The following is a 24,847-nucleotide window of genomic DNA, read 5'->3' on the forward strand; positions in this document are numbered from 1 at the left end:
GATTATGGACGACTTGTTGGAATGGCGAAAGGAGTTTCCGATCCTTCAGAAAACCGTCTACATGGTCAGCCACAGTCTGGGCGCGATGCCGCGGCGCGTGTATGATCGCATGCGCGAGTTCGCCGATATGTGGGCGAGCCGAGGTGTGCGCGCCTGGGAGGAAGGGTGGTGGCAGATGCCGGTGACGGTCGGCGCTCTGCTGGCGCCAATTCTGGGCGCCAAGCCAGGCGAGGTGGTCATGCACCAGAACGTATCGGTGTGCACCGCGCTAGTCTTATCCTGCTTGGATTTCCGTGGGCGGCGAAACAAAATCGTATACACCGACATGGAGTTTCCTTCGGTCATGTACGTCTGTGAAGCGTTCTCTGCTTACGGCGCGCGAACCCAGGTGGTCTGCTCCGATGACGGCATTTCGCTGCCGATGGAAAAACTCCTAGCAGCGATTGATGAAGAGACACAGATCGTGGTGCTCTCGCATGTGTTTTTCAAAAGCGCGTTCATCGTGGACCCTCGACCCGTCGTTGAACGCGCCCATGCCGTCGGCGCCAAAGTGTTACTCGATGTTTATCAATCGGCCGGAACCATTCCGCTCGATGTGCGGGCGCTCAATGTAGATTTTGCGACGGGTGGATCGGTCAAGTGGCTTTGCGGCGGCCCCGGCGCCGGTTATTTGTATGTGCGGTCCGATTTGTGGCCCACACTGGAGCCAAAAATAACCGGCTGGATGGCCCACGCGCGCCCGTTTGCTTTCGAGGTTGGCCCGATTCAATATGCGGATCATGTCATGCGGTTTTTGCACGGTTCGCCGCCTGTGCCGGCGCTCTATTCGGCGCAAAGCGGCTATGAAATTATCCGCGCCGTCGGCGTCGAGAGGATTCGACAGAAATCTATGCGCCAGACAGCTCGTCTGATCGAGTTAGCGCTAGAGCAAGGCTTTGCAATTCACTGCCCATTGAACGCCGAGCAGCGTGGCGGCAGCATCATTGTGGACGTGCCGCATGGACAGGCCGTGACGGCCGAATTAGCTCGACGGGAGATTCTCGTGGATTATCGTCCCGGCGCCGGCATCCGCATTGCGCCGCACTTTTACACGGCGGATGAGGAGCTGGAGATCACAATTCGAGAGATCAAACGCATTCTGGAAACAAAAGCCTATGAATCGCAGAGCACATCAGCCAACCATCACTGACGGAAAAAGGCCAGGCCAGAGGCGCTCCACGTGTTGTCTGAGAGCAAAGTCCACTGACAGACAAAGGCCAGGCGAGAAATACTCTACTTGTTGTCCGAGAGCGATCTTCTGCGTTGAGGGAAGAACACGATGATCACTGTTCCGAAACTAACACTCGACGATGTGAAAATCATTCTGGCAGCCAGCGAGCAAAAAGCCAGAGAGATCGGCGTGGACATGGACATTGCCGTTGTGGATGATGGCGGTCACCTGCTCGGTTTCTATCGCATGGATAATGCCAAGATCACGGGCATCGCCATTGCTACCGACAAAGCGTTCACGGCAGCCGGCACACGTCGGCCAACGCGCGATTACGCTGAAATTGGCAAACCTGGCGGGATGGCCTTCGGCATCCATGTGAGCAATCAGGGCCGATTCACCATTTATGGCGGCGGTGTGCCGATTGTCGTCAATGGGCGCGTCGTCGGCGCGGTCGGCTGTAGTTCAGGGACGGCTGAGCAAGATCATGAAGTCGCCCAGGCCGGCATTGACGCATTTTTGAAAACATTGAACCAGGGATGAAAAATCCTATGAATGGGTGGAGCGAGTCGGTCGGCTCTTGATCGGCTCGCTCGGACGCTGTGGCGAGAGCTTCAGGGGTCGCGCGTGGACTATCGGCAAACAGGCTTATGCCTCGCGCAGCACGGCTGCCGGTGTTTGCCTAGAAGCTTGTCGCGCTGGCCACAGCCCGCCGAGCAACCCCATCAGTGCGGCAAATCCCATACCCGTCAATAACAGGTTGGGCGTGATGCGAAAGGCGAACGCGACTTCGCTAAACGTTTGCCAATTGACTGTGCCGGTGGTGAGCCCGTTGACCGGCAGAACCAACAAGCAACCAATCAGGCCGCCGATTAATGAGAGCAGCAACGATTCAGTCATGAAGGAGAGCAGCACGCTCCACGGTTTGAAGCCGAGCACTTGCAACGTGGCAATCTCCCGCGTGCGATAGGCGACGGCGGCATACATTGTGTTCATCGCGGCGAAGCATGCGCCGATGCCCATGACGAACGCAATGAACAACGCCAGTCCTTTGATTGCGCTGGCTGCTTGCGTCTGTTCGGCGTAGTAATCTGATTCGATCTGTCCCATCAAGTTGAAGCGGCGGTCGTTGTTGATGCGCTCAATGAGCGCCTGGGCTGCGGCGGCGTCGGTAGCGCGCAACAAAGCGGATGAGTAGGTTTGTCGGTTAAAATCGTCAGCTAGTTGGTTGACATCAGCCCAGATTTCTGAATCGAAGGCCGTGTTGCCAGCTTCAAAGATGCCGACGACTTGCCACTGGGCTTTGCCGAAGTTCAGCCGGTCGCCCAGATGTGTGTTTTGGAAACGCTCGCGGACGCGCCGACCAACGATCACTTCGCGCAGTCCGGGGCGGAACATCCGTCCTTCGATCAGTCGCATTTGTCGTCGCAGTTGCATGCTGTTGGCAGAGACGCCACGAATGGTGATGTTGGCCCCCTGTTGTTGATTATGCTTGGGTAGGTTGACGGCGGTGACGATTTCGGCGGCGGCGAGCGGGTCGCCGGCGGCGTCGCTCTGAACACCCGGCCAGTAGGCTAGCGTGCGGAAAGCTTCTCGGGGAACCGAGCTGCTCAACTCGGCATTGGAGCCTTGACGACGCACCAGCACATTGAGCGGATCACCCGATGTGACCAACGCTGTCTCCAGCCCTTGCGCCAGCGCCATGATGCCGACGAAGATACACACAACGAGGGCAATGCTCATGACCGTCATCAACGTGCTCGTGCGTCGCACCAGCAAGCTGCGGATATTGTATTTCAGTGGAATCGTCATACCTGTCGTCGCCCTCAGCCGACGTGGCGCAGTCCGTCGGCCACTGTTAAATTCGCCGCGCGATAGGCCGGCACGGCGGTGCTGAGCAACCCCAGCACGATGGCAAAGCCGAGTCCCAGCGCGACGATTTCCCATGTCACCTCAAACCGTTGGAAGACGCCTTGAGTGAAGTCGGCCATGTCCACAGCGGTATACAACGCGCGCGCGCCCAGGCACCCAAGCAGTCCGCCTGTCAATGTGATCAAAACGCCTTCTGACATGAGCAGGCGGAGAATCGTCCGACGGCCGAATCCCAACGCTTTGAGCACGGCCACTTCGCGAGTTCGTTCGCGCACGGACATCGCCATCGTGTTGGCCGTGACAAGCAAAATCGTAAAGATAATCACGCTGCTGATCGAAGCGATCAGCCCCTTCAGATTGCCCATCATCGAAATGAAGCCCATCTGAAACGCTCGTTCGGTTTCTGTTTTGGTGGGCGCCTCGGTGTTGCGGAAATGCGCGTCAATCGTCTCGATGATGCGAGGCACAGACTCAATGGAATCGGCGCGAATCCAGTAGGTGCCGGCGATGCCGGAGCGCCCTGCGACTCGCTCCAGAGACTCGTCCAGATACTTGTGATGCACGAAGATTTGCGACTCATCGTTAGCTGAGCCGGTAAAGATGCCGCGCACGGTCAGCTCCAGATCAAATGGAAAAATGTCGCCTTTGAGCGTGATTCGGTCGCCCAGTTTCCAGCCGTGTTTCTCAGCCTTGCGTCGGCCCACGATGGTGGCTGTTCGTTCGTAGATGAACGCCTGTTTTTGTTCGGGTGGAATCTGAATCTCGCGGTAGATTTCAAACAAGGCGGCAGGATCGCAGGCAAACTGCGCAAAGTCAGTATGCCGCCGGTCAATATAGATGCCGCCGATCCAGGTGAACGGCGTGACGGCGACAACGCCCGGCACGGTTTCGATCTTGGCGCGATAATGGGCTGGCAGCAGCGATGTCAATGCCACAGCATGGCGCGTGACCAATCGCAAGGGGTTGGTATCCTCCAGGCTGCGTTCCAGTTCATTGATGAATGTCACCAATGTGCAAAGCACAAACAGCGCCAGCGCCACACTCAGCATCGTCAGGACGGTGCGCCGTCTGCTGCGCGTGCCACTTTTCCAGACAAGTCGTGAATAACTCACGGGGAGACCTCCGTCGCGTACTTGACGCCATCATGTGTGAGCACGCCCTTATCCAGATGTAATTCGCGTCGAGCGTAGTGCGCTGCGCGTGGGTCGTGCGTGACCATGATGATTGTTTTGCCAAAGTCCTCGTTGAGCTGTTTCAGCAGCATCAACACATCATCGGCTGAGCGCGCGTCCAGGTCGCCAGTCGGCTCGTCAGCCAGGATGAATGTTGGGTCCGTGACCAATGCGCGCGCGATGGCCACCCGCTGCTCCTGACCGCCGGAAAGCTGCCGGGGATAATGATCGAGCCGGTCAGACAGTCCCACCAGACTGAGCGCGGCGACGGCGTGCTCGCGCCGTTCCTCTTTGGTTAAATCGGTCAGCAGCAGCGGCAGCTCCACATTTTCGACCGCCGTTAACACGGGGATTAAATTGAACGTCTGAAAAATGAACCCGACATGCTGATTGCGCCACTCGGCCAGCTCGTCTTCATCAAGTTGCACAATGTCTAGGCCGGCCACCGTGACGCGACCGCTGGTCGGCTTATCAATACCGGCCATGATGTTCATCAAGGTTGATTTGCCCGAGCCAGACGGCCCCATCAGCGCCACAAACTCTCCTTCGGCAATATCCAGATTGATGTCGTGCAGCGCGACGACCTGCTGACTATCGCGTTGGAAGATGCGGTGCAGATGACGAATCTCGATCAACGGCTGTGTCATAATGCATCAGCTATGATTGTACCGAAATCCTATCCCCGTGCTTGAGATTCTCATGCCCGCCGATGATGACGCGCTCGCCACCTTGCAAGCCATCCCGAATGTTGACGTATCCATCGGCTTGGTCGCCCGGCGTCACCGGCTGGATCATCGCCTTGTCGTCCTTGACGACAAACACATTGGGACGACCTTGTTGATACACGATGGCAGAAGCCGGCACAAAGATGCCGGTTGACTCTGTGGCCGGGACCGTGCCCGTTGGGAAAAAGGTGACCTTAGCGCCCATGTCCGGTCGCAAAAACGCATCGGGATTGAGCACTTTCACCTTGACTTGAATCGTCGCTTTCTGTCGGTCGGCGACATCGGCGATATATTCAACGATGCCGTTATAGCGACGGTCGGTGTAGGCATCCGGCGTGATCGTGACCGGTTGGTTCAGTTCTACTTTCGCAATGTCAGCTTCCGTGATGTCCATTTCCACCTGCAAGTCGCGCAGGTCGGCAATGGAGACCAAGGCCTGCTTAGCGCCACGATCTGACGTGAAGCCAGTGGTCACCATCTCACCGAGGTCGGCATACCGATCCAAGACGGTGCCGCTAACCGGCGCGCGAATCAGCGTGTTGTCCAATTGAGCTTGCGCGTATGCCAGTTCCGCTTCAGCCTGTCGCAATTGTGCTCGGGCTAGTTCAATCTGTTCTTGGCGCGGTCCGAGGCGCGTCAGCTCGTAATTTTCCACGGCCGCTTGATATGCCTTCTGAGCCATCTCCAGTCGCGCGCGGGCGTCATCCAAAGCCTGTTGCTGAAGCACGCCGTCGTTGACTAACTGCCGGATGCGTTGCCAGTTAATTTCGGCATTTTTCAGGTCCGCCAGCAACCGTTCTTGTTCAGCCTTAGCCCGTTCAATTTCTTGAGGACGTGAACCAGCCTCCAGCTCAGCCAGCCGCGCTTTCGCCGCAGCCACATTGGCCTGCGCCCGTTGCAACTCGGCGCGGATTTCATAATCATCCAATCGAGCGATCAACTGACCTTTGCGAACGTAATCGCCTTCATCCACCAGCAGCTCGACAATCCGGCCGGTGATCTTGGAGCCGACTTCGACCTGATGACGCGCAATGATGTATCCGCTGGCCGTCAACACCGGCTCAGCGCCGGTCAGGGCGCGCCGGCTAGCGACGGCAACACGTACCGGCTTGGCGGCCAACGGTCCAAACTGACCCGTCATCACGCCGATGCCGACAACCAGCAGGGCGATCACCAAGACCGTCAACACCCAGCGGCGCCAGCTTCTGGATGATCGTCTGGCGCGCTGCCGATCAATTTTTAACACGCTCAAATCCGGTTTGGACGATTGTTGCACCTGCATGAAGTCGGGAATCATAACGGCTTTTTTTGCAACTGACAATTCATTGGTGATTGTGTGTCGTTGAGTGTTGAGTAATTCACCGTGATTCATGGCGTTGATATGACACGCTTGTGTGTGACGCCTGTGCACCGATGTGGCCAACGCATTGCTTAGAGCGGCTGGGCGGCTGAACACACGCTTATACCAACTTGCAGAGGCAAAGGTCACGTTCATGGAGTCAAAGAGCATGGCAGAACCTGAGCTGAACGAGCGCGAATGTGCGCTCTTCACTCAGCACTTGGTATGACATGCGCGTCATGATACAAGCAGTTGCGCAGCCCGCTGCAACGAACCTTGCCAGCAGAGTAGACCGTTGGTACACTTCCGCCTTGGTCATGAGCGTCCACGAACAACTCGCTTCCACCATCGTCCGACGTGGCTTTGGCCTCAAAGAAGAAATCAAGTGGCCAATGGCTGCTGATTATCACAGCGCATTGGTTGACCGCATGAAAGCTGAAGGCTACCAACTGACTGTCGGCCCACTTTCGTTTCGCTTGGCGCAAGAGTTTGGGTTCTGTTATGGCGTGGATTTCGCTCTGGATTTGGCCTACGAGACGCGCTACAAATTTCCTGACCGACGCATCTTTCTGATCAGTGAAATCATTCACAACCCGCGCGTCAATACGCGGCTGCAAGAGCTGGGCATCCGGTTTCTCAAAACATCTGATGGACCGATGATGGATTTGGATGAGGTGACGCCCGAAGATGTCATCATTGTTCCCGCATTCGGCGCTACAGTCGCTGAGATGGAACGGTTGCGCCAGAAAGGTTGTGTGGTGGTGGATACGACGTGTGGCTCCGTGATCGCTGTGTGGAAGCGTGTTGAACGCTACGCCCGCGATGGTTTCACCGCCATCATTCACGGTAAATACAACCACGAAGAGACGCGAGCCACCGCTTCACAGGCGATGCGATTCCCCGGCGGACGCTATCTGATTGTGCTGGATAAACAGGAGGCAGCAACCGTCTGCCATTACATCGTCCATGGCGGCGATAAAGCGGCCTTCTTGTCGCAGTTTGCTCAAGCTGTGTCGCCCGACTTTGATCCTGACCGCGATCTTCAATACGTCGGCTTGGCGAACCAAACGACTATGCTCAGCAGCGAGTCATTGGAGATTGCTGAGATGTTCCGTCAAGCCATCATGCAACGCTATGGCCCGGAGCAGGTCGGCGAGCGATTCCGCTCGTTCGATACAATTTGCAGCGCCACGCAGAATCGGCAGGATGCTGTGCAAAAGCTGGTACAACAAAACGTGGACCTGATGATCGTCATCGGCGGATATAACAGCAGCAACACAAACCACCTGTGTGAAATTGCTTCGCAGTATGTTCCCACCTATCACATCAATGAAGTTGATTGCATTGTTTCGGATCGTCACATTCGTCACCAGCCGGCGCTCTGTCATGAAGAAGTGATCAGCGAAGGATGGTTACCCGACGGGTCAGTGATCATCGGGATCACAGCCGGCGCCTCCACGCCCAATCGCGTCATCGGTGAAGTGATCGAACGCATCGTTGCCTGTCGTGGTTTGTCTCTAGCGCCAGATGAATAAACCAATGGCTGGCTGGGTTCATCGGCGAACCGGCGAGCACACTGCTCTCTCATGGTTCGAATCTCCGTTAGCCGCTTGTCTAACGCTGCTCATTCTCTGCGGAATTTTTTTCTTCTTCCGGCTCGGTTCATTCCCGTTGCTGGGGCCTGATGAACCGCGCTACGGGCAGGTCGCTCGCGAAATGCTGACGCGGCTTGATGTGATCACGCCGACGCTGGGCGGCCATCCCTGGCTTGAGAAGCCGGTGTTGTTATATTGGCTGATGATGCTTTCGATGAGTTTGCTGGGCGTCACCGAGTGGGCAGCGCGATTGCCTTCAGCCCTGTTGGCTGCGCTCGCGACGCTGATTGTATACGACACGGGGCGTCGGGTCATCAGCGCGCAATACGGTTTTTTGAGCGGGCTGGCGTTGAGCGTTAGTCTGATGTTTGCCGTGTTTGCTCATGGCGCGACAACTGACATGCCGTTGGCCGCCACGATGACACTTGGGCTGTGCTGCTTTTTTGTGTTTGAAACGCGAGCCGCTCGGCGACCACATCGCTGGTTGCTCGCGGCGTATGCGTGGTTTGGCGCGGCCCTGTTGGCGAAGGGATTAGTTGGGGTTGTGCTGCCGCTGGCCATCATAGGCGTCTACTGGTTGCTCACGCGCCAATGGAAGCGCTGGCGGGAAGCTCGATGGCTCGCGGGCCTGCTGATGCTGCTGGCCGTCGCTTCGACGTGGTACGTTCCCGTCATCGCGCGGCATGGTTGGACGTTCATCAACGAGTTCTTCATCAGCCACCATCTTGAACGATTCACCAGCAACAAATTCAATCATCCCGGCCCGATCTACTATTTCATCCCGGTCATTCTCATCGGCGTGTTTCCGTTCACGACGTTTCTTGTGGCCGCGTTGATGCGATTACGATGGTCGCTATGTCATTCGGACGATGTGCGAGATCGGCTGCGGTGTTTTGCTGCGGTGTGGGTCTTTCTCCCGTTGCTGTTTTTTTCGTTCTCCGGCTCAAAGTTACCGGGATATATTTTGCCGGTTATCCCTGCTGCGGCGTTTCTCATTGCGGATGAATTGCAGCGGTTGTTGACGGCGGACGTGGATCGGACTGGCTCAGTGGCGGCGAAGCTGGCGGCCGCGTTCGTCATGACAATGAGTGTCGTAGGATTTTTTTTCGCAGAGAGGGAGTTGCCGCTCGGTGGCAAAGGCCATCTGATCATGCTGTTCATTGGTTTGGGAACCGGAGCGGTGGCGCTCTATTGGAGCGTCATCCATCAATATGGGCGATCCATTGCGGCGCTCGTCGTTGGGTGCGCCGTTGCGTTCACTGCAGCCAACTTCGTCTACGTACCCGCTGCCGCTGAGAAGGAATCATTACACCGCTTGGCTGAAGCGGCGGTTCGCGCTATGCGTCCGGATGAGCGAATCGTCGGATTTTTCTATTTCCATCACTCACTGACGTTTTATACGAACGCCCGCTCGATTTACGATGAACGCGGTAACGTCGTGATTGCTCGCTCGCCAGATGAATTGCTCCAGCAGGTGAGGCAGCATGGCTCCGTCTTATGTGTGACGCGCCAAGAGATATGGCAGGATTTGAGCCGAGATGCTCGATTCCGATTTGAATTGCTAGGCCAGCAACAAGACATCATACTCGTCCGGGCAACGGGACAATAGATGGCTTGCGATTTGAGTTGCTAGGTTGGCAGCAAAACATCATGCTCATCCGGGCAACGGGACAATAGATGGCAATGGAGAGCAGATGGAGCATCGAAGGCAACATTGGAGCGCCTCATCGCCTGTCGCGCTCGCCGCTGGCTTGCCACTGATTACGATTTTGGATAGGCTTAGTCGCTCACCATGCGGCTCACGCTTAAAGGACGACTCATCATAGCCCTGCTTCTGTTGTTACTTGTCGGCGGCGGTGGCATCTATTTGTACAGCCGGCTGACCGGTCTCACGCTCAGTCAAATATGGGAGCGTTGGACGGCGCCGTCAGCGGAAGAGATCGTTCAACAAGGGTCTGTGGAGTCCAGCGATACGTCCATCGAGGCGCAGTTGTACAAAGCATTATTCAGTCAAGCAGACTTGCGCCGACAGAACGTCACAACGGTCGTCTCCGGCGGCGTCGTGACGTTTTCCGGTGAGGTTGAGTCGGCAGAGCTGAAAGCAGCATTAGACCGGCTCGGCCAGCAAATTCCCGGTGTCAAGCAAGTCGTCAACAACACGACGGTGAAATCACCCTCAGCGACTTCGAGCACGCCGCCGGCCACCCCGCTGCCGAGCGCGACGACGCTTGTGGATGCCGATGAGCAACTGGCTAAGCAGGTCGAGTTCGCGCTCTATCGAACGGACGCATTCGAGTTGAAATATATGGTTGTGACCTCGCGGGGCGGTCGCATCCGATTGTCCGGCAGCGTGCGCAGCATCGCTGAGAAGCTGTTGGCCGAGCGTGTCGCCAGAGAGGTAAAAGGCGTTACCGACGTGGTCAACGAGTTGACAATCGAGGTCTCGCCTCAACAGGGCGAGCGACGTGATTGACATTTGAATCGAAATTCGTATCATAGGGTCTCGCGGTTAGGGTAGGCCAAGCTCGGGGTCTCCGGAAGGTTGTTATCGGTGGTAGACGGTCATGACCGAGGCGAATCGAGAGCCGACGACACCCTTAGATGCCCACAAGCCAAACCATGAACCGACCGAAGTCCGCCACATTGATCACTCGGAAATGACATATCGCGGTTTTTTTGAAAACGCTAGCGAAGGCTTCTTTCAAAGCACCCCAGAAGGTCGGTTCCTCATGGTGAACCCAGCCCTGGTGAAAATGTTGGGGTACGACAATGTCCAAGAAGTGTTGGCGTTGGATATTGCTCGCCATTTGTGGGTGGACAGCGCGGCACGCGAAGAATACAAACGGATCATGGAACGAGAGGGGCGTGTCTCGAAGTTCGAGATCGCGCTCAAGAAACGTGATGGCAGTACGATCATCGTCAGAGAGAGCGCGCGCGCGATCAAGGACCAATCAGGCCGCGTGATCTGTCATGAAGGCATTCTCGAAGACGTTACCGACCAAAAGCGCGCTGAGGAGGAGTTGCGTCAACGTCATCGTGAGCTGATGACGCTATATGCCATTGCGCAGGGCATGAATCGCGATCCCAGCGTCAAGAGTATTCTTCATAACACATTGTTCGAGTTGACGCGTGTGCTGAATGTGCCGTTTGGTTGCGTTTACCTCAGGGGTGATGACGTCCTGGAGCTGCGTTCATATCAAGGCGTCGGGGCGGACCCATTGATCTTGCCGAGCCGTTTAGCGCTAGCTGAACACCCGTGGTTGGAAAACATGACGGTTGTACATAGACCACAAGGCGCACGCAACAACGTTGTGTGGGCCCAAGTGCCTGGCGTGCACACATGGGTTTCCATGCCACTCTATTCGAAGAACGATTTGATCGGCGTCCTTCAACTAGCGAGCGTTGAGCCAGATTGTTTCACTAGTGCCAATATCTCGCTGATTGTCGCTGTGACCAATCAGTTGGTCATCATGTTGGAGAATGCTCGGCTCTACGATCAGATCAAAGAGTCTGAACGGAAGTACCGTTCGATCTTTAATAACGTCAGCGTTGGGTTGTATCAAACGACACCAGACGGGCGCATCCTCACGGCCAATCCAGCATTGGTTCGATTGCTGGGATATGAATCGGTCGAAGAATTACTGGCTGCCGATGTGCGACAAGACATCTACGTTGACCCTGCCGATCGCGAGAAGGCGCTCCAGGTGCTTCAACAGCAGGGGCAATATGACAGCGTTGAGCTTCACCTGCGACGCAAAGACGGTCGGCAGATTACTGTGTTGGATACCGCGCGAACGGTCCGCGACGCCCACGGGAATGTGCTGTACTTTGAGGGCATGCTGATGGATATAACCGAAAAGAAGGTGCTGGAACAACAACTGCTTCAGGCCCAGAAAATGGAATCTATTGGCACACTGACCGGCGGCATCGCTCATGAGTTCAACAATCTGCTGACCGGCATTCTGGGGTATGCTTCGTTGTTATTGCAGCAAACCGATCCGCAGGATCGCGCATACAGCCAATTGCAGGTTATTCAGCAATCAGCTCGTCGGGGTGCCCAGTTGACTGAGCAGATGCTGACATTCAGCCGACAATCGGTCGCGCAATTTCAGCCAACGGACATGAATGACGTTGTGCGGGATATGCTCACGCTGATCCGGCCGATGATGGATGCGAGCATTGAGATTCATCTGCAGTTGCACGCCAATCCCAGTCTTGTGCGGGCCGACGCAGGCCAGCTCCAGCAAGTGCTGGTTGCGTTGTGTGTCAATGCGCGTGATGCAATGCCGGCTGGCGGGAGCATCACCATCGAGACATTCACCGCACACATGGGAGAAGCTGAGGCGCGCGCGCATGCTGATGCCTATCCGGGCCAGTTTGTCGTCACACGGATCAGTGATACAGGCATTGGCATTGCGCCAGAGCACCTGCCGCGTATCTTCGACCCGTTCTTCACGACCAAAGAAGTACATCAGGGAACAGGGCTTGGGCTCTCCGTCGCTTATGGCATTATCAAGAGCCACAACGGATTCATCGTGGTTCAAAGCCAAGTTGGTGAAGGAACCCAGTTCAGCATTTATTTGCCTCTGTTGCAGCAGGACGTCCGCGAATCAATGGCTAAGCCAGAAGATCAAGTTGCTCAACGGGCGGCGACTATTCTGGTTGTTGACGATGAACCAATTGTACGAGATTTAGCCAAAGCCATTTTAGAACGAGAGCGTTTTCGCGTGCTGACCGCCGATAGCGGCGCCGAAGCATTGACCATCTACCAGCAGCACCATCCAGACGTAGACCTTGTGTTGTTGGACCTCACCATGCCGAAAATGAGCGGACGAGCCTGCCTCCAACAGTTACGTCAACTCAACCCTGATGTCAGGGTCTTACTCAGCAGCGGTTATAGTGGCGATGAGCGCCTGCAAGACTTGCTGACAGTCCCAACGGTTGGATTCATTCGTAAGCCCTACTTAGCCGTTGACCTGGCTGATGCAGTGCGTCGGATGCTGGCAAAATCCTAAGCATTCTTCCATTGCTGTCATTACGTGATCAGAAGCTACCTGACTTTGCCTGGGCCGAATGAACTTCACGGCCACGATCTTCGAACTTTGCAAACGTGCAACGCATAATCCACTGTTGAAACAAAAACCTACTTCAGCTTGGAGAAAACCGCGTGTGTTGGCCATTTTTAAGCATCCGAGCGTTGCTGACATAAAATTTTTCTAGCCATTTCTGTCGAATTTTGGTATTCTAAAACTGCACCGACGTTGAGACTGTTCCCCAGGCTAATTCGGGAGTGCGAGCTCCATCAGACATCGAGCTTCGCATATTGGTGGAGGGTTCATGAAAGACCTTTTAATAACAACAATCAGGCTGTTGAGCGACGATGATGGTCAAGGATTGATGGAATATGGGTTGGTGACCATCTTGATCGCCATCGTGGCTATCAGCGCGCTTCAATCATTAGGGATCGAGATATTCAATTTATTGGATAGCGTGATCCCACTGCCAGGCCCGTAGCAAATGTCAATCAGCGTGCCCGATTCTAGATGCTGGTGAATCGGAGGAGGGGACGGGGGCCGTTGAACGAGTTCAGCCGACCTGTAAAAACAACAACAACGGTCGGCGTGGAAAAGGAGAAGTCTTTCCTCACTTTGTTTCAATCCCGAATCAACTGTTGCAACAATGAGACCTCACACGCGGTGTATGCCATGAGGTCCGGTGCGTCGAGCTGAGCGAGCGACGAACAGTGGCAGCGGCAGCCGCCCACACGATGGTAGCTAGACGTGCAACGTCTGGAAAGAAGTGAATTGTTAACATTCGCGCCTTGAAGAGGCGCCACGCGTTTCTCGATCAACTCGTTCACGTTCTTCAATGTGTTGCCACAAACGCGCACTGGTCTAATGCGCCACTCTGGCTTCGCTCTGCTGATCCATACGTTGCACGTCGGACTACCTCCACTGTGGCGTCTGCCGACACCTGCCAGATGATCGGCCGCCAATCCCCAACGTTCGTGCTGCGTAGTATGGATTGAAGCATCACGATGCCGGTTACATTCTTCAGCGTCCGTTGGCTTGACTTCGATTAAGTTCAGCGTCGGCTGGCTTGACTTCGGTTAGAGCTTCTCTCATACTACGCCTGGGTCTACAAAGCTGATCGAAGTGCAGAGATGAAGCGTGGTTGACTCTCCATGACGGTTCTGATGACACCAGAGACAGAGGTCAATGACGTTTATCGTTTAATCGTAGAACGATCTCCAGATGTGATTATGATCATCCAGCACGAGCAGCCCTGCTATTGTAATCTGGCTGCGACAACCATTCTTGGTTACACGCCAGAGGAACTTCACGGCTTGCCGATAAGCCGTCTGCTGGCTCCTGACCAGCCGCAGGCGCTCGCCAACATCAACAAGCTGCTGAAGGGTTCGTTGGATTCCTTTCAAGCGAGCGTCAACTTTATTCATAAGAATGGTCAAATGATCTCGTTGCACACCGTTTGTGCGCCACTGACTTACAACGGGGCAGCGGCTGTTTTGTTGGCTGGACGGGCTATGAAGGAACAACAACAGGAGCAAGCCCACTTGATTCAAAGCGCCAAGGCAGCGGCCATTGCCCGTTTTGTGTCGGCGCTTGCTCATGAGTTGAACAATCCGCTCACGGTGATTGTTGGCTTCTCGGAGATACTGCTTTCGCATCTGACCCTTGATGAGCAGGATCAATCAGACCTGCAGATGATCGCCAGCGAAGCTAACCGTGCGCGCCGTATGATTCATGATGTCTTGGCTCTTTCCCGCAATCAGGCGCCGCGAAAACAAATTGTTGATTTGAATGCGTTGGTCATGACGACGCTGGAGGGGCAGCGCGAGGCCTTACGCGCTTGTGGCATAGAGGTCGTGGTTGAGCTGGCCGCTGACTTGCCTACGATCATGGCGGATGCTGCGCAATTGGAAGAGATGTTGACCCATCTTTTAACCTGGTTCCGCAAACCGCTGGGCAGGGACACCACCGGCGGGCGGCTTCGCCTGCGTACATGCCTGAAACAGCCGCATGGGCAGTTTGTGCAAGTGCTGCTGGTGGATCACCGTTCCGGTCGGTATTCTGGCGATCTGAATCAGTTCTTCGAGCCTGTCTACAGAACGCGCGAGGAAGATAAAGGATTAGGCCTGGCGCTCGCCTATAACGTGATTCGCCAACATGGCGGGACAGCCCGCCTGGCGTATCAGCCTGATGGTGGACTGACCTTGACCATCGAATTGCCGGTGAATGAATCAGCCGCGCTCAGCGGCCTGGCCGAGGCATCAGCGTGAGGTCATTTGCGCTGGGTCATGCGAGCGCCCAGCTTGAGCGAGCGTTCGTTCGCTTCCCAGCTCAATGGCTGAGGCCGTGACATTTCTTGTATTTCTTGCCGCTGCCACATGGGCAGGGTTCATTCGGACCGACACGCGGCCCTTCATGCCGGACCGTGCGGGGTTGATTATCGGCAGTGTTGCTGCCGTCCAGGACATTGGCGGCATCATGTTTGTATTGGAGTCGGTCATGTCGGGGCGCGCGGCGGCGCAATCGCTCGGCTGACGGCTCGCGGACGGTGACCTGGATATTCCATAGAAATCGAATCGTGTCACGATCAATTCGATCCAGCATGGCCTGAAACAGCTCGAAGGATTCTCGTTTGTATTCAACCAACGGATCACGTTGCGCATATCCGCGCAGTCCGATGCCTTCTCGCAAATGATCAAGGACGAGCAGGTGATCTTTCCATTGAGCATCCACGACGTTGAGCATGATGGCACGCTCATACTGTCGTAACAGGTCGGGGCCGATTAACGCTTCCTTGGTGGTATAAATCGCTTCGAGTTTTGGCCAGACCGTCTGCTTCAGCTCCGCATTGCTCATGTGCTCATAATCGGGGACTTCAGCCTCCAGGTCAAATCCATAGATATTGCGCAAGTCCAGCTTCAGGCCGTTGAAGTCCCACTCCTGCGGGCTCAGGTCTGTGTTTAGATACTGATCAACCATGTCCTCAAAGAGGTCTTGCGCGATGCTGAGAATGTAATCGCGTTGGTCGGTTTCGCTGAGCAACTGTCGGCGCAGGCTATAGATCGTTTGCCGCTGCTTGTTCATCACGTCGTCATATTCGAGCAGGTGTTTTCGGATACTGAAGTTGTGCGCCTCGACAGATTTCTGCGCGCGCTCAATAGCTCTGGAGACCATCTTGGATTCAATCGGTTCGCCTTTGGGCCAGCCGCCCAGACGGTCCATGATCCGGCGCACGCGCTCGCCAGCGAAGATACGCATCAAGTCATCTTCTAAAGAAAGGTAGAAGCGGGACGAGCCAGGGTCACCCTGACGACCGGCGCGGCCACGAAGCTGATTATCAATGCGCCGCGATTCATGTCGCTCTGTGCCGAGGATATGCAAGCCGCCCAGCGCGACCACTTCCTCGTGTTCAGCGTCAGTGATCTTCTTCATTTCTTTGACGGCCTCAGCCCATTGTTCAGGCGTCGCGTCTTCGGGATTGATCTCCTTTTTCTTGAGGATTTCACGCGCCAAGAACTCCGGATTGCCGCCCAGCAGAATGTCGGTGCCGCGTCCGGCCATGTTGGTGGCAATCGTGACGGCCTTCTTGCGACCGGCTTGCGCGACAATCTCCGCTTCGCGCTCGTGGTATTTGGCGTTTAGCACATTGTGGGGGATGCCAAGCCTCTTGAGCCGCTTGGAGAGCATTTCTGAATTTTCCACCGAGACCGTGCCGACGAGCACCGGCTGTCCGCGCTCATAACAATCTTTGATCTCCTGCACGACGGCGTCCCATTTCTCGGCCAGCGTTTGGTAGACCAAATCGGGACGATCGTCACGGATCATCGGCCGGTGCGTTGGGATCACCACCACATCGAGGTTATAGATTTTGGCGAATTCTTCTGCTTCGGTTTCCGCCGTGCCGGTCATGCCAGCCAGCTTCTCGTACATACGAAACAGATTCTGGAAGGTGATCGTGGCCAACGTCTGATTTTCCGGCTCGATGCGCACGCCCTCCTTGGCTTCAATTGCCTGATGCAAACCGTCTGACCACCGCCGACCCGGCATGAGGCGTCCGGTGAAATCGTCCACGATGATGATCTCGCCATCTTTGTTCACGTAGTGACGGTCTAAGTGGTAGAGCGTGTGAGCCACGAGCGCCTGATTGACGCAGTGGAGAATCTCCATGTTGGCTGGATCAAACAAATTGCCACAGTTGAGCAGTTGTTCAGCCCGCTCAACGCCGCTCTCGCTCAATGCGGCTGAGCGTGCTTTCTCATCCACCATGAAGTCAATGTCTCGACGCAATCGTCGCACAACGGCGTCGGCGTCGTAGTAGCGTTGTGTGTTCTCTTCCGACGGGCCGGAGATGATCAACGGCGTGCGCGCTTCATCAATCAGAATCGAATCAACCTCGTCAACGATGGCGTAGTAGTGGCCGCGCTGCACGCATTGGCTCAATTCATACTTCATGTTGTCGCGCAGGTAGTCAAATCCAATCTCGTTATTCGTGCCGTAGGTGATGTCGCAGGCGTACATCTGACGGCGCTCGTTGTCGTCCAGCTCGTGAATGATCTTGCCAACGGTCAAACCGAGGAAGCGATAAATCTTGCCCATCCATTCCGCGTCGCGCTTGGCCAGGTAGTCGTTGACGGTGACGATATGCACGCCTCTGCCGGCCAACGCGTTGAGATAGGCCGGCAGGGTTGCCACCAGTGTTTTACCTTCACCGGTCTTCATCTCTGCGATTTTGCCTTCATGCAGCACGATCCCGCCGATCAGTTGCACGTCGAAGTGGCGCATGCCGGTTGTGCGGACCGACGCTTCGCGCACGACGGCAAACGCTTCCGGCAACAATTCGTCCAGCGCCTCCTGCAGCCGGACTTTCATGTGCTCTTCTGGCACTGACTCGAGCATTCGATCAAGTCGTTGTCGGAACTCAGCGGTTTTGTCTCGCAGTTGCTGGTCAGTCAATTTCTTGACCTCCGGCTCCAGCGCGTTGATCTGTTCGATGCGTGGACGGAGTCGCTTTAGGTAACGCTCATTGGCACTTCCAAAGATGGCGGTAAGAATTTTGTTGAACATTGCTCAAGTCCTTGGCCGGAAGATGATTCAGGCAAAGAATTTTAGTGACAGTCATGTGACAAGGCAACCACCAAGCGCGAACAGCCGCGCCCTTGTCCAGGCATGCAGCGTAAGGGTCTCTTCATACAAACACGGTGAGCACTTCATTGGATAGCGTCAGCCCACGACGTGTCAGTTTCAACCAGCCGTTTTCTCGGCTGACCAATCCTGCTTCGATCAATGGCGTCAACGCTTCTTCGTACTCAGCCCACACGTCTATGCCATAGTGCGTTTGAAACTGGTGCAGGTTGATCCCGCCGATTTGTCGCAATCCGAGGAACAAGGCTTCTTGTCGGCGCGTCTGCTGAGTGACAGGCGTTCGCATCCAGATGGCGTGACCCAGCCGACCAACCTGTTCGATGTAGGCGCCAGGCGTTTTCACATTGACGCGACGCTCAACCCAATCATAGCTGGCCGCGCTGCAACCGAATCCAAGATATGGTGTGTCTGACCAGTACTTGAGGTTATGACGCGAGCGGAATCCAGGCAGCGCCCAGTTGGAAAGTTCATAGTGCTCATATCCTTCAGCCCGCGCGCGATCCAACAGCAGCTCGTACATCTGAACGCTCAATTCTTCATCCGGTTGAGGCCAACGTCCCCGTTGGAGCTGTCTGGCCAACGGCGTGCCTTCATGCACCTCCAGCAAATAGGCGGAGATATGTGTTGGCCGCAGCGCCAAGGCTTGATCGAGAGTATATTGCCACTCGGTCAGTGATTGGTTGGGCAAGCCGATGATCAAATCCAGATTGAGATTGCTCAGTCCAGCCTCTCGCAAAATCCTAAAACATGCCCACACGTCTTGCGCCGTATGCCTGCGCCCTAACTGGCGCAGATGGCGCTCAATGAACGATTGCGCGCCGATGCTGACGCGATTGATGCCGATTCGTCTGAGTTGTTCAGCCTTCTCTTCGTTGATGGATTCGGGGTTGGCTTCGAGTGTGACCTCTGGATCATCAGCGATGGTGAAGTGGTGATGAACTGCCTCAATGATTTGTTGCAGTTGCTCAGCGGTCAGTAGCGCCGGCGTGCCGCCGCCGAAATAGATCGTATCTGCTGTCAGCCCGTCCGGATACAGGTTGGCGCGCGTGTGAGCGATCTCGTTGATAACCGTCTCAACGTAAGGCTGCCTCAACCGGGCCGGGAAAACGCCGGCGTCGAAATCACAGTAAGCGCAGTGATACGGGCAGAAGGGAACATGAATGTAAATGCCCCATACTGGCATGGTGTCACCAGAACATCACGTTAGCAAAGGCAAGGTTGTGAGCCGAGCGGTTGCCAGCCATCGCTCTAACCGGCAGCAGCCGGCCGGCCATCGTTTGAAGCGCGGTTGCAAACACGCATTTGTTCATAGGCAGGGCAATTGTAAAGCTGATCACATCAGAGGGCAACCACCAGCTTACAGGCGCTCTTTTTGATCGAGTGTGGATTGACCAACGTTGTTGACGGGCTTTTCCCCTCACGATCAGCAGACTGTCACTAAGGCCAGCGAATCAACCTCAGCCGGTTACGAAGCCATCACGTTGTCGTGCTACAATTCGCTCACAGAGGTGAACGCTTATGAGGAAATGGATAACCATCGCCATGCTGCTTGTTGTTGGATTATGGTGGCTCCACCCGATGAGTGGACTGGCTCAAAGCGGGCGGCAAAGACCAGCCATTCGTCCGCGTCCAACTGAGCCAGAGAAACAGCCAGCAGAGAAGACGCCGGAGAAGGCTCCTGAGCCGAGCGCTGAGCCGAACACCGGAGCCATTGCTGCCGGCGGCCAGATTGTCAAACGGGCGTTTGATCCCAAAACGGCCACCATGCGGTTCCTTTTGAAGAATGGATTGACGGTGCTGGTTCGTGAGAAATACGCCAGGCCGATGGTCGCGATTGCAGCCTATGTCAAGGCCGGACGACTGAACGAGCCGGAAGGAAGTTGGGGCGTCGCGCAGCTCGTTCAGCGACTGTTGCTGCACGGCACAACCCGTCGGCCTAAGACGCAAGCTGTGCGCGAACTGCGCATGCTGGGCGGTGTGTTTGATGCGCATACAGCCGACGACCATACGGTTTATCGCGTGGCGCTTCCCGCAGAGAAAGCACGTCAAGCATTGGACATTTTGGCCGACATGCTGCAACAGCCTGCATTCGACCCAGAAACCATTAAGCGGCAAGCTGAGCTGCTGTGGCAGGAGTACGATGCGCGTCAAAATGATCTGGCCACGCAGGCATCTTCGGCCGTTGCTGCATTGGCCATGCCGGGCCATCCGATTGCCCGCATGCCGGCCATTGAGAGCCTGCGAGCGATCCCGGTGGAAGCTGCTGTCGCGTTCTACCAGACGCATTACAGGCCGGGGAATGTCATCCTCAGTTTGGTGGGCGCGGTGAATCCGTTCACTGTCATCGAGCCGATTCAACGCGGTTACGGCGCGTGGCCTATCGTAGAGCTCAGCCCGCAGCCCGCAGAGCACAGACTGCAGAAATCGCAAGGCGGCGAGCAGAAGGCGGAAACGACGGCTCAGGAGACGCGAGTTAGCCGTCAAGAATCGAGCCCGATGAATCCACAACCCGCAATCCAATTGGCGGCGCCGCCTCGACCGCAATCCGAAGAGCAGACGGCGACTGGTAATCAATTGCGCTACGATCGAAAGGAGATGGCAATTGATCAGGCGTTGCTCACGGTCGGCTATCGGCTTGATGCCATCGAGCCGTCGGATCGAGCTGCCCTCGACGTATTGGCTGCCGTGCTTGGCCTGGGGCAGATGTCGCAGCTTCAGCACGAATTGCAATCGGTTCTGTCGGCGCCTGCGACGCTGACACGACTCACGTTGTCACGAGCCATCACTGGCGAGTCGCGGGCTATAGAATTATGGTTGTTTCAGTGCTGGGCGCCACCACGACAGTTCAATGCAGCCGAGCTGGCATTCTTTAATTTGATCCAGCGACTGCGTCGTGAGTTCATCTCACCTGGCCAGTTGCAACGAGCACAATCATTGTTGGAACGGCAGTTTTACGATCGTCGCGCCATGTTGCACGACGAAGCCGCCGAATTAGCGCAAGCCGAGGCAGTGATGGGTGAGTATCAGGAAGCCGATCGTTTCGTCGAGCGGATTCGCAGTGTCACGGCCGAGCAGGTACAGCGGGTCGCGGCCAAGTATTTTATGCTCACGAATGTCGCTATCTACGAAGTGCTCCCGCCAGGGCTGAGCGCGCCGGGCACAACGGCCGAGAGTATTGCTAACTGGCTGACCAAACAGATTCCCGGAATTGACAAGCCGGTCGAAGCCGGCCGAGCCGCATCGTCCCCTGCCATGCCGTTCATCCGCCAAGGGCAACGTGCGCGTCCGACAGACGAGACCGAAGCGATGCTGTTTTCACTGCAACCGGAGCCAATTCGCAACTATTCGGTTCTGCGCGGTTCGCGCGCTTACGTGCGTGAAGACCGCGCGCGTCCGACGGTGGCAATAGGACTTTTCTTTCAGGGAGGCCGCCTGTTTGAAGAGGCCGCCAATAACGGCATCACTGAATTGATGCTGCGCGCGATGGCGCGTGGCGTCAAAAGCAAATGGAATCCAGAGACCGGCGCGCCAATCGAACGCGGCGACGAAGTGGCTGTTTCGGGCGACATGCTGGCGATCCAATTGGAGCAGCTTGGCGCCGAGCTACATATTGTCAACGAGGCAGACTTTTTTGGTTTCATCCTGAACGTCTTATCCCGCAATCAGGAACAGGCGCTCAGAACATTGGTAGATATCATCGAACGACCCACATTTGAAGAGGCAAATGTAAATCACGCCCGCGCGGCGTTACTGAGTGAAATTCGTCGGCGCGGTCCGCAGCCGCGCCAGTTGGCCTGGCAGGCGCTGCTCGGATCGCATCCGTATGGTTTGCCACGGCTGGGTCAGGCCCAGGTCGTTCAGGCTCTCACCGCCCAGCAATTACGCGCGTGGCGCGAGCGCACCATTGGTCAGCAATTTCCTATTGCGATCATCGTGGGTGATACGGACGGCTCGATTCTGGTCTCCAATGTAATCGGTAGAGAATTCCGTCGCCAGGAGACAGATCGAACATTCCGCGCCGTTATCCCGTCGCCCCCTGCTCAACCGCGCGAGCAGGCGCAGGCGGACAACACCTTGTCAGCCCTGACTGTCGGTTTTCTGGCGCCGCAAAACAAGATGGACGAGCACGACGTGTTTGATGTGATTCAACAGCTCATGTCAGGCGCTGGCAGTCGGCTGACAGATCAACTGTGCGGTGAATCAACGTTGGCCTATCACGCAGAAGCGATCTATGAGCCGCGGCTCCTGTCCGGTGGCTTTTTCGCTTCGCTACTGCTTCGACCGGAACACGACGCGCCCGCCCGTGATGTGTTGGAGCGGGAGTTCAACCGGCTCGTGGCCGAGCCTATCGGAGATGATGAGCTGGCTCTCGGCGTCAATTCAGCCGTCAGCGCCCACGCTGTAAGACTTGATCAGCATGTTGCTCGCGTCTTGGCTTACACGCGACGCATCTTCTTGAATGGCCAGCCTGCCGACGTGGATGCTTACAGTGAGCGAGTGCGTGCTGTGACCAAAGAGAAAATTCGCGCTGTTGCCGGCCAGTATTTCAAATGGACTCAACGCGGCGTGGGCGTGGTCCGCAAGCCCTGAAAACTGGCGCTGCTTACGCTGGTTTCTCAGCACGGTTTTGCACCTCAAGGTGTGAGGACTTTCGAGAAACAGCGATCATCTCTCCTAAAAATAACATTTTCATCCTTCGTGGTGTGCGATAGCACATGAGCGATTCCTCGCTTTATCTTGGAGTGCGCCGGCAGAGCGAAGCGGCGACGGCGCTTTCTCCTCAGAAAAAGTGGCACGGGCGTTCCCGCCTGTGGCGTTCTTGATCGTTTCTGGGCGTCGTCCAGACGGCATGAACAACTCCTTAGAAAAAGTGGCACAGGCAATTCCTGCCTGCACTTCATTTTCATGGTTCGTGGCGGTCGCGGAGCACATGGGCGATTCCCTTAACATGTCATAGGCATGCTCTGAAAACTGGTACTCGATCATGGAACCTCTTCAGCCCTAACTGGTCCGCGGAATTCTGAAACCAGCAATCTCCTCCAATCTTCTATAATGGCTGTAAGCCCGCTTCCATCCTGTTTCTCCGGAACAAGAAAGTCCTCATCAATTTCCTTGATCACGCCACTGACGTAATCTCGCGCAGTGAATATGATTAGAAGCGGTCTCATAAATACACCTGAGCAGAATCATGATGCAGCCCAGATAAACGAAGCCGAGAAAGTTCTCTGGATGATACTTCTGGCGCACAACCAAGCGTCGAAAGCTTTGCCGCCACGCCCGCAGCCGCTCCACCTTCCCCCGTCGCATGGAGCGGCGCAACCGGCGACCATCCTGCGTGGCCGCCTTCGGTTCTTCTTGTGCGGCGCGATCATTTGAATGCCCCGTCGGCCATCTTCTGGCGAAGCCGATTATTGTCGTAGACCCGGTCGCCGACCAATCGCTCAGGCTCCTGTGAGACAACGCGTTGATCGAGCGTTGCTTCGACAAGGGTGACTTCATGCGGGCGAGCAGACGCCATGTTGACGGCGCCAGCAAGACCAGCGTCGTCTGCTACGGCCATGAGCTTCGTCCCTTTGTCCCGCTTGGTCTTTCCCACGTCGAGACCCTTTCTTTTGCGACAACAAATGTGCCGTCAGTGAAGCATTCGGACAGGTCAATTCGGCCGCGTTGGCGCAGGTCTTCCGCCAGCGCCTGCAGCACCTGCCGTAACGTTCCGTCCCGTACCCACTGTTGGAATCGGCGATGGCACGTCTGGGAGGGAGGAAAGCGCTCAGGCAGATCGTTCTACCCAGCCCCGCTCCGCAGGACCTAGAGAATGCCCTTAAGCACCTCTGCCGTATCTCTCCACGGCCGGCCACGACCGTCTTCACGGTGTGCAGGAGGTGGACTAAGAGGCTCGATCACTGCCCATTGCTCGTCGCTTAATTCTTCTAGTCTTGCCATAACTTTGTAACAAACCGGGGTATTTATGAGACCGCTTCTAGTTTGATCATTGGACTTTGTTTCGGATTTCGGGTGTGGTGCTTGGGATTTCCCCGCAGGGGCTTCGGATTTTTTGTAGTTTGGTCATTGGACTTTGTTTCGAGTCTCGGATTTGGAGCTTCGGATTTCCCCTTCTGCGCAGTTGGTTTTTTATGATGCGGTCGCGCTGGGTTCTGATCAACCGCTGCTTCTCTTTGAGTTTGCTATACTTGACAATTTAGTCAGATTATGTCAGACTTCGGTCTTAAGTTGGAAGTTACGTTATGAGAATTACTGCACAAGAGGAATACGGCCTGCGTTGCATCCTGCAATTGGCGATGCAACCACCAAACACCACATTGTCAGTGAAGGAAATTGCTAGTCGTGAGGGGCTCTCTGTCGCGTATGTTGAGAAGCTTCTCTATCTGCTCAATCGTGCCGGTTTGGCCAAGAGCGTGCGTGGCAGCAGCGGCGGTTATTGTTTGAGCCGGCCGCCCGAGCAGATCTCTCTTGGCGAAGTGATACGAGCCTTGGGCGGGTTCGCATCGGATGTGGAGATTTGCAATCAGTTCACCGGCAATCTGGACTCGTGCGTGCATATTCGTAATTGTGGGCTACGCCCCCTGTGGAAGGTGGCTTTTTATGTTCAAAGCATGCTCGACCGTATTTCTTTGTTGCAACTGCTTGACGATGAGAGTGAAGTGGAGATGAGACTGATGGCCAAGAGCCGCGCTCAGTTTGAAGCAGTCTAAATTTTTTTCGGCTTAATCATGACTTTTTAGTGTGGAATAAATCAGCACGGGG

General features: G+C 55.7%; 17 protein-coding genes. 10 read left to right on the forward strand and 7 right to left on the reverse strand.

The features are described from left to right. Positions 1-4 precede the first annotated feature (4 nt). Positions 5-1,189 (forward strand): aminotransferase class V-fold PLP-dependent enzyme, encoded by a 1,185-nt coding sequence (locus NZ823_18425; GenBank protein MCS6807102.1) that lies wholly within the window; start codon positions 5-7, stop codon positions 1,187-1,189. 129 nt (positions 1,190-1,318) lie between these two features. Then, the gene (locus NZ823_18430; GenBank protein MCS6807103.1) at positions 1,319-1,750 is read left to right on the forward strand and encodes a heme-binding protein; all 432 of its coding nucleotides are present in this window, start codon (positions 1,319-1,321) and stop codon (positions 1,748-1,750) included. Between the two features lie 105 nt (positions 1,751-1,855). Here the strand turns inward: NZ823_18430 and NZ823_18435 are convergent, their stop codons facing one another. Genes NZ823_18435 through NZ823_18450 form a run of 4 tightly spaced genes read right to left on the reverse strand, consistent with a single transcriptional unit; the run spans position 1,856 to position 6,348 of the window. Then, positions 1,856-3,019: an ABC transporter permease gene (locus tag NZ823_18435; protein MCS6807104.1), complete on the reverse strand. Its 1,164-nt coding sequence runs from the start codon at positions 3,017-3,019 to the stop codon at positions 1,856-1,858. 14 nt (positions 3,020-3,033) lie between these two features. Beyond that, the gene (locus tag NZ823_18440) at positions 3,034-4,191 is read right to left on the reverse strand and encodes an FtsX-like permease family protein (protein ID MCS6807105.1); all 1,158 of its coding nucleotides are present in this window, start codon (positions 4,189-4,191) and stop codon (positions 3,034-3,036) included. Next, the gene (locus NZ823_18445) at positions 4,188-4,898 is read right to left on the reverse strand and encodes an ABC transporter ATP-binding protein (protein MCS6807106.1); all 711 of its coding nucleotides are present in this window, start codon (positions 4,896-4,898) and stop codon (positions 4,188-4,190) included. The genes NZ823_18440 and NZ823_18445 overlap by 4 nt, the downstream gene beginning before the upstream one ends. A gap of 10 nt (positions 4,899-4,908) precedes the next feature. Further along, positions 4,909-6,348: an efflux RND transporter periplasmic adaptor subunit gene (locus NZ823_18450; GenBank protein MCS6807107.1), complete on the reverse strand. Its 1,440-nt coding sequence runs from the start codon at positions 6,346-6,348 to the stop codon at positions 4,909-4,911. A gap of 206 nt (positions 6,349-6,554) precedes the next feature. Between NZ823_18450 and NZ823_18455 the strand changes: the two genes are divergently transcribed. The 6 genes from NZ823_18455 (at position 6,555) to NZ823_18480 (ending at position 15,210) form a co-directional block, all read left to right on the forward strand. Beyond that, positions 6,555-7,850: a 4-hydroxy-3-methylbut-2-enyl diphosphate reductase gene (locus NZ823_18455; GenBank protein MCS6807108.1), complete on the forward strand. Its 1,296-nt coding sequence runs from the start codon at positions 6,555-6,557 to the stop codon at positions 7,848-7,850. Further along, positions 7,843-9,519 (forward strand): glycosyltransferase family 39 protein, encoded by a 1,677-nt coding sequence (locus tag NZ823_18460; protein ID MCS6807109.1) that lies wholly within the window; start codon positions 7,843-7,845, stop codon positions 9,517-9,519. The genes NZ823_18455 and NZ823_18460 overlap by 8 nt, the downstream gene beginning before the upstream one ends. A gap of 183 nt (positions 9,520-9,702) precedes the next feature. Then, positions 9,703-10,383: a BON domain-containing protein gene (locus NZ823_18465; GenBank protein MCS6807110.1), complete on the forward strand. Its 681-nt coding sequence runs from the start codon at positions 9,703-9,705 to the stop codon at positions 10,381-10,383. Between the two features lie 184 nt (positions 10,384-10,567). Further along, entirely contained in the window at positions 10,568-12,925 is a 2,358-nt protein-coding gene (locus NZ823_18470; protein MCS6807111.1) for a PAS domain S-box protein, read from the forward strand. A gap of 322 nt (positions 12,926-13,247) precedes the next feature. Continuing rightward, the gene (locus NZ823_18475; protein MCS6807112.1) at positions 13,248-13,424 is read left to right on the forward strand and encodes a Flp family type IVb pilin; all 177 of its coding nucleotides are present in this window, start codon (positions 13,248-13,250) and stop codon (positions 13,422-13,424) included. 682 nt (positions 13,425-14,106) lie between these two features. Further along, positions 14,107-15,210 (forward strand): PAS domain S-box protein, encoded by a 1,104-nt coding sequence (locus tag NZ823_18480; GenBank protein ID MCS6807113.1) that lies wholly within the window; start codon positions 14,107-14,109, stop codon positions 15,208-15,210. A 61-nt stretch (positions 15,211-15,271) separates the two neighbouring features. On the opposite strand, the gene secA is transcribed toward NZ823_18480, so the two are convergent. Then, positions 15,272-18,004 carry a preprotein translocase subunit SecA gene (secA, locus tag NZ823_18485; GenBank protein ID MCS6807114.1) on the reverse strand — a complete coding sequence of 911 codons (2,733 nt, stop codon included), beginning with the start codon at positions 18,002-18,004 and terminating at the stop codon, positions 15,272-15,274. A gap of 121 nt (positions 18,005-18,125) precedes the next feature. Beyond that, positions 18,126-19,265 carry a radical SAM family heme chaperone HemW gene (gene hemW / locus NZ823_18490; GenBank protein MCS6807115.1) on the reverse strand — a complete coding sequence of 380 codons (1,140 nt, stop codon included), beginning with the start codon at positions 19,263-19,265 and terminating at the stop codon, positions 18,126-18,128. Positions 19,266-19,600: 335 nt separating this feature from the next. Here hemW and NZ823_18495 point away from each other — a divergent pair, with 335 nt between their 5' ends. Continuing rightward, positions 19,601-22,672 carry an insulinase family protein gene (locus NZ823_18495; GenBank protein ID MCS6807116.1) on the forward strand — a complete coding sequence of 1,024 codons (3,072 nt, stop codon included), beginning with the start codon at positions 19,601-19,603 and terminating at the stop codon, positions 22,670-22,672. A 778-nt stretch (positions 22,673-23,450) separates the two neighbouring features. Here the strand turns inward: NZ823_18495 and NZ823_18500 are convergent. After that, a complete protein-coding gene (locus NZ823_18500) occupies positions 23,451-23,642 on the reverse strand; it encodes a hypothetical protein (GenBank protein ID MCS6807117.1) in 192 nt (63 codons plus the stop codon). Between the two features lie 685 nt (positions 23,643-24,327). On the opposite strand from NZ823_18500, the gene NZ823_18505 reads away from it, so the two are divergent. Continuing rightward, positions 24,328-24,795, forward strand: coding sequence for an Rrf2 family transcriptional regulator (locus tag NZ823_18505; protein ID MCS6807118.1), 468 nt, complete (start codon positions 24,328-24,330; stop codon positions 24,793-24,795). Positions 24,796-24,847: the final 52 nt, after the last annotated feature.

It is taken from the genome of Blastocatellia bacterium (assembly GCA_025054955.1).
Taxonomy (GTDB): Bacteria; Acidobacteriota; Blastocatellia; order HR10; family J050; genus JANWZE01.

Excerpts from the sequence above, each read along its gene's own strand:
- NZ823_18500 (MCS6807117.1), bottom strand. The coding sequence starts at position 23,642 with ATGGCCGTAGCAGACGACGCTGGTCTTGCTGGCGCCGTCAACATGGCG.
- NZ823_18430 (MCS6807103.1), top strand. The coding sequence starts at position 1,319 with ATGATCACTGTTCCGAAACTAACACTCGACGATGTGAAAATCATTCTG.
- NZ823_18460 (MCS6807109.1), top strand. The coding sequence starts at position 7,843 with ATGAATAAACCAATGGCTGGCTGGGTTCATCGGCGAACCGGCGAGCAC.
- NZ823_18495 (MCS6807116.1), top strand. The coding sequence starts at position 19,601 with ATGAGGAAATGGATAACCATCGCCATGCTGCTTGTTGTTGGATTATGG.
- secA (MCS6807114.1), bottom strand. The coding sequence starts at position 18,004 with ATGTTCAACAAAATTCTTACCGCCATCTTTGGAAGTGCCAATGAGCGT.
- hemW (MCS6807115.1), bottom strand. The coding sequence starts at position 19,265 with ATGCCAGTATGGGGCATTTACATTCATGTTCCCTTCTGCCCGTATCAC.
- NZ823_18475 (MCS6807112.1), top strand. The coding sequence starts at position 13,248 with ATGAAAGACCTTTTAATAACAACAATCAGGCTGTTGAGCGACGATGAT.
- NZ823_18480 (MCS6807113.1), top strand. The coding sequence starts at position 14,107 with ATGACACCAGAGACAGAGGTCAATGACGTTTATCGTTTAATCGTAGAA.
- NZ823_18435 (MCS6807104.1), bottom strand. The coding sequence starts at position 3,019 with ATGACGATTCCACTGAAATACAATATCCGCAGCTTGCTGGTGCGACGC.
- NZ823_18450 (MCS6807107.1), bottom strand. The coding sequence starts at position 6,348 with ATGAATCACGGTGAATTACTCAACACTCAACGACACACAATCACCAAT.
- NZ823_18465 (MCS6807110.1), top strand. The coding sequence starts at position 9,703 with ATGCGGCTCACGCTTAAAGGACGACTCATCATAGCCCTGCTTCTGTTG.
- NZ823_18445 (MCS6807106.1), bottom strand. The coding sequence starts at position 4,898 with ATGACACAGCCGTTGATCGAGATTCGTCATCTGCACCGCATCTTCCAA.
- NZ823_18470 (MCS6807111.1), top strand. The coding sequence starts at position 10,568 with ATGACATATCGCGGTTTTTTTGAAAACGCTAGCGAAGGCTTCTTTCAA.
- NZ823_18455 (MCS6807108.1), top strand. The coding sequence starts at position 6,555 with ATGATACAAGCAGTTGCGCAGCCCGCTGCAACGAACCTTGCCAGCAGA.
- NZ823_18505 (MCS6807118.1), top strand. The coding sequence starts at position 24,328 with ATGAGAATTACTGCACAAGAGGAATACGGCCTGCGTTGCATCCTGCAA.
- NZ823_18425 (MCS6807102.1), top strand. The coding sequence starts at position 5 with ATGGACGACTTGTTGGAATGGCGAAAGGAGTTTCCGATCCTTCAGAAA.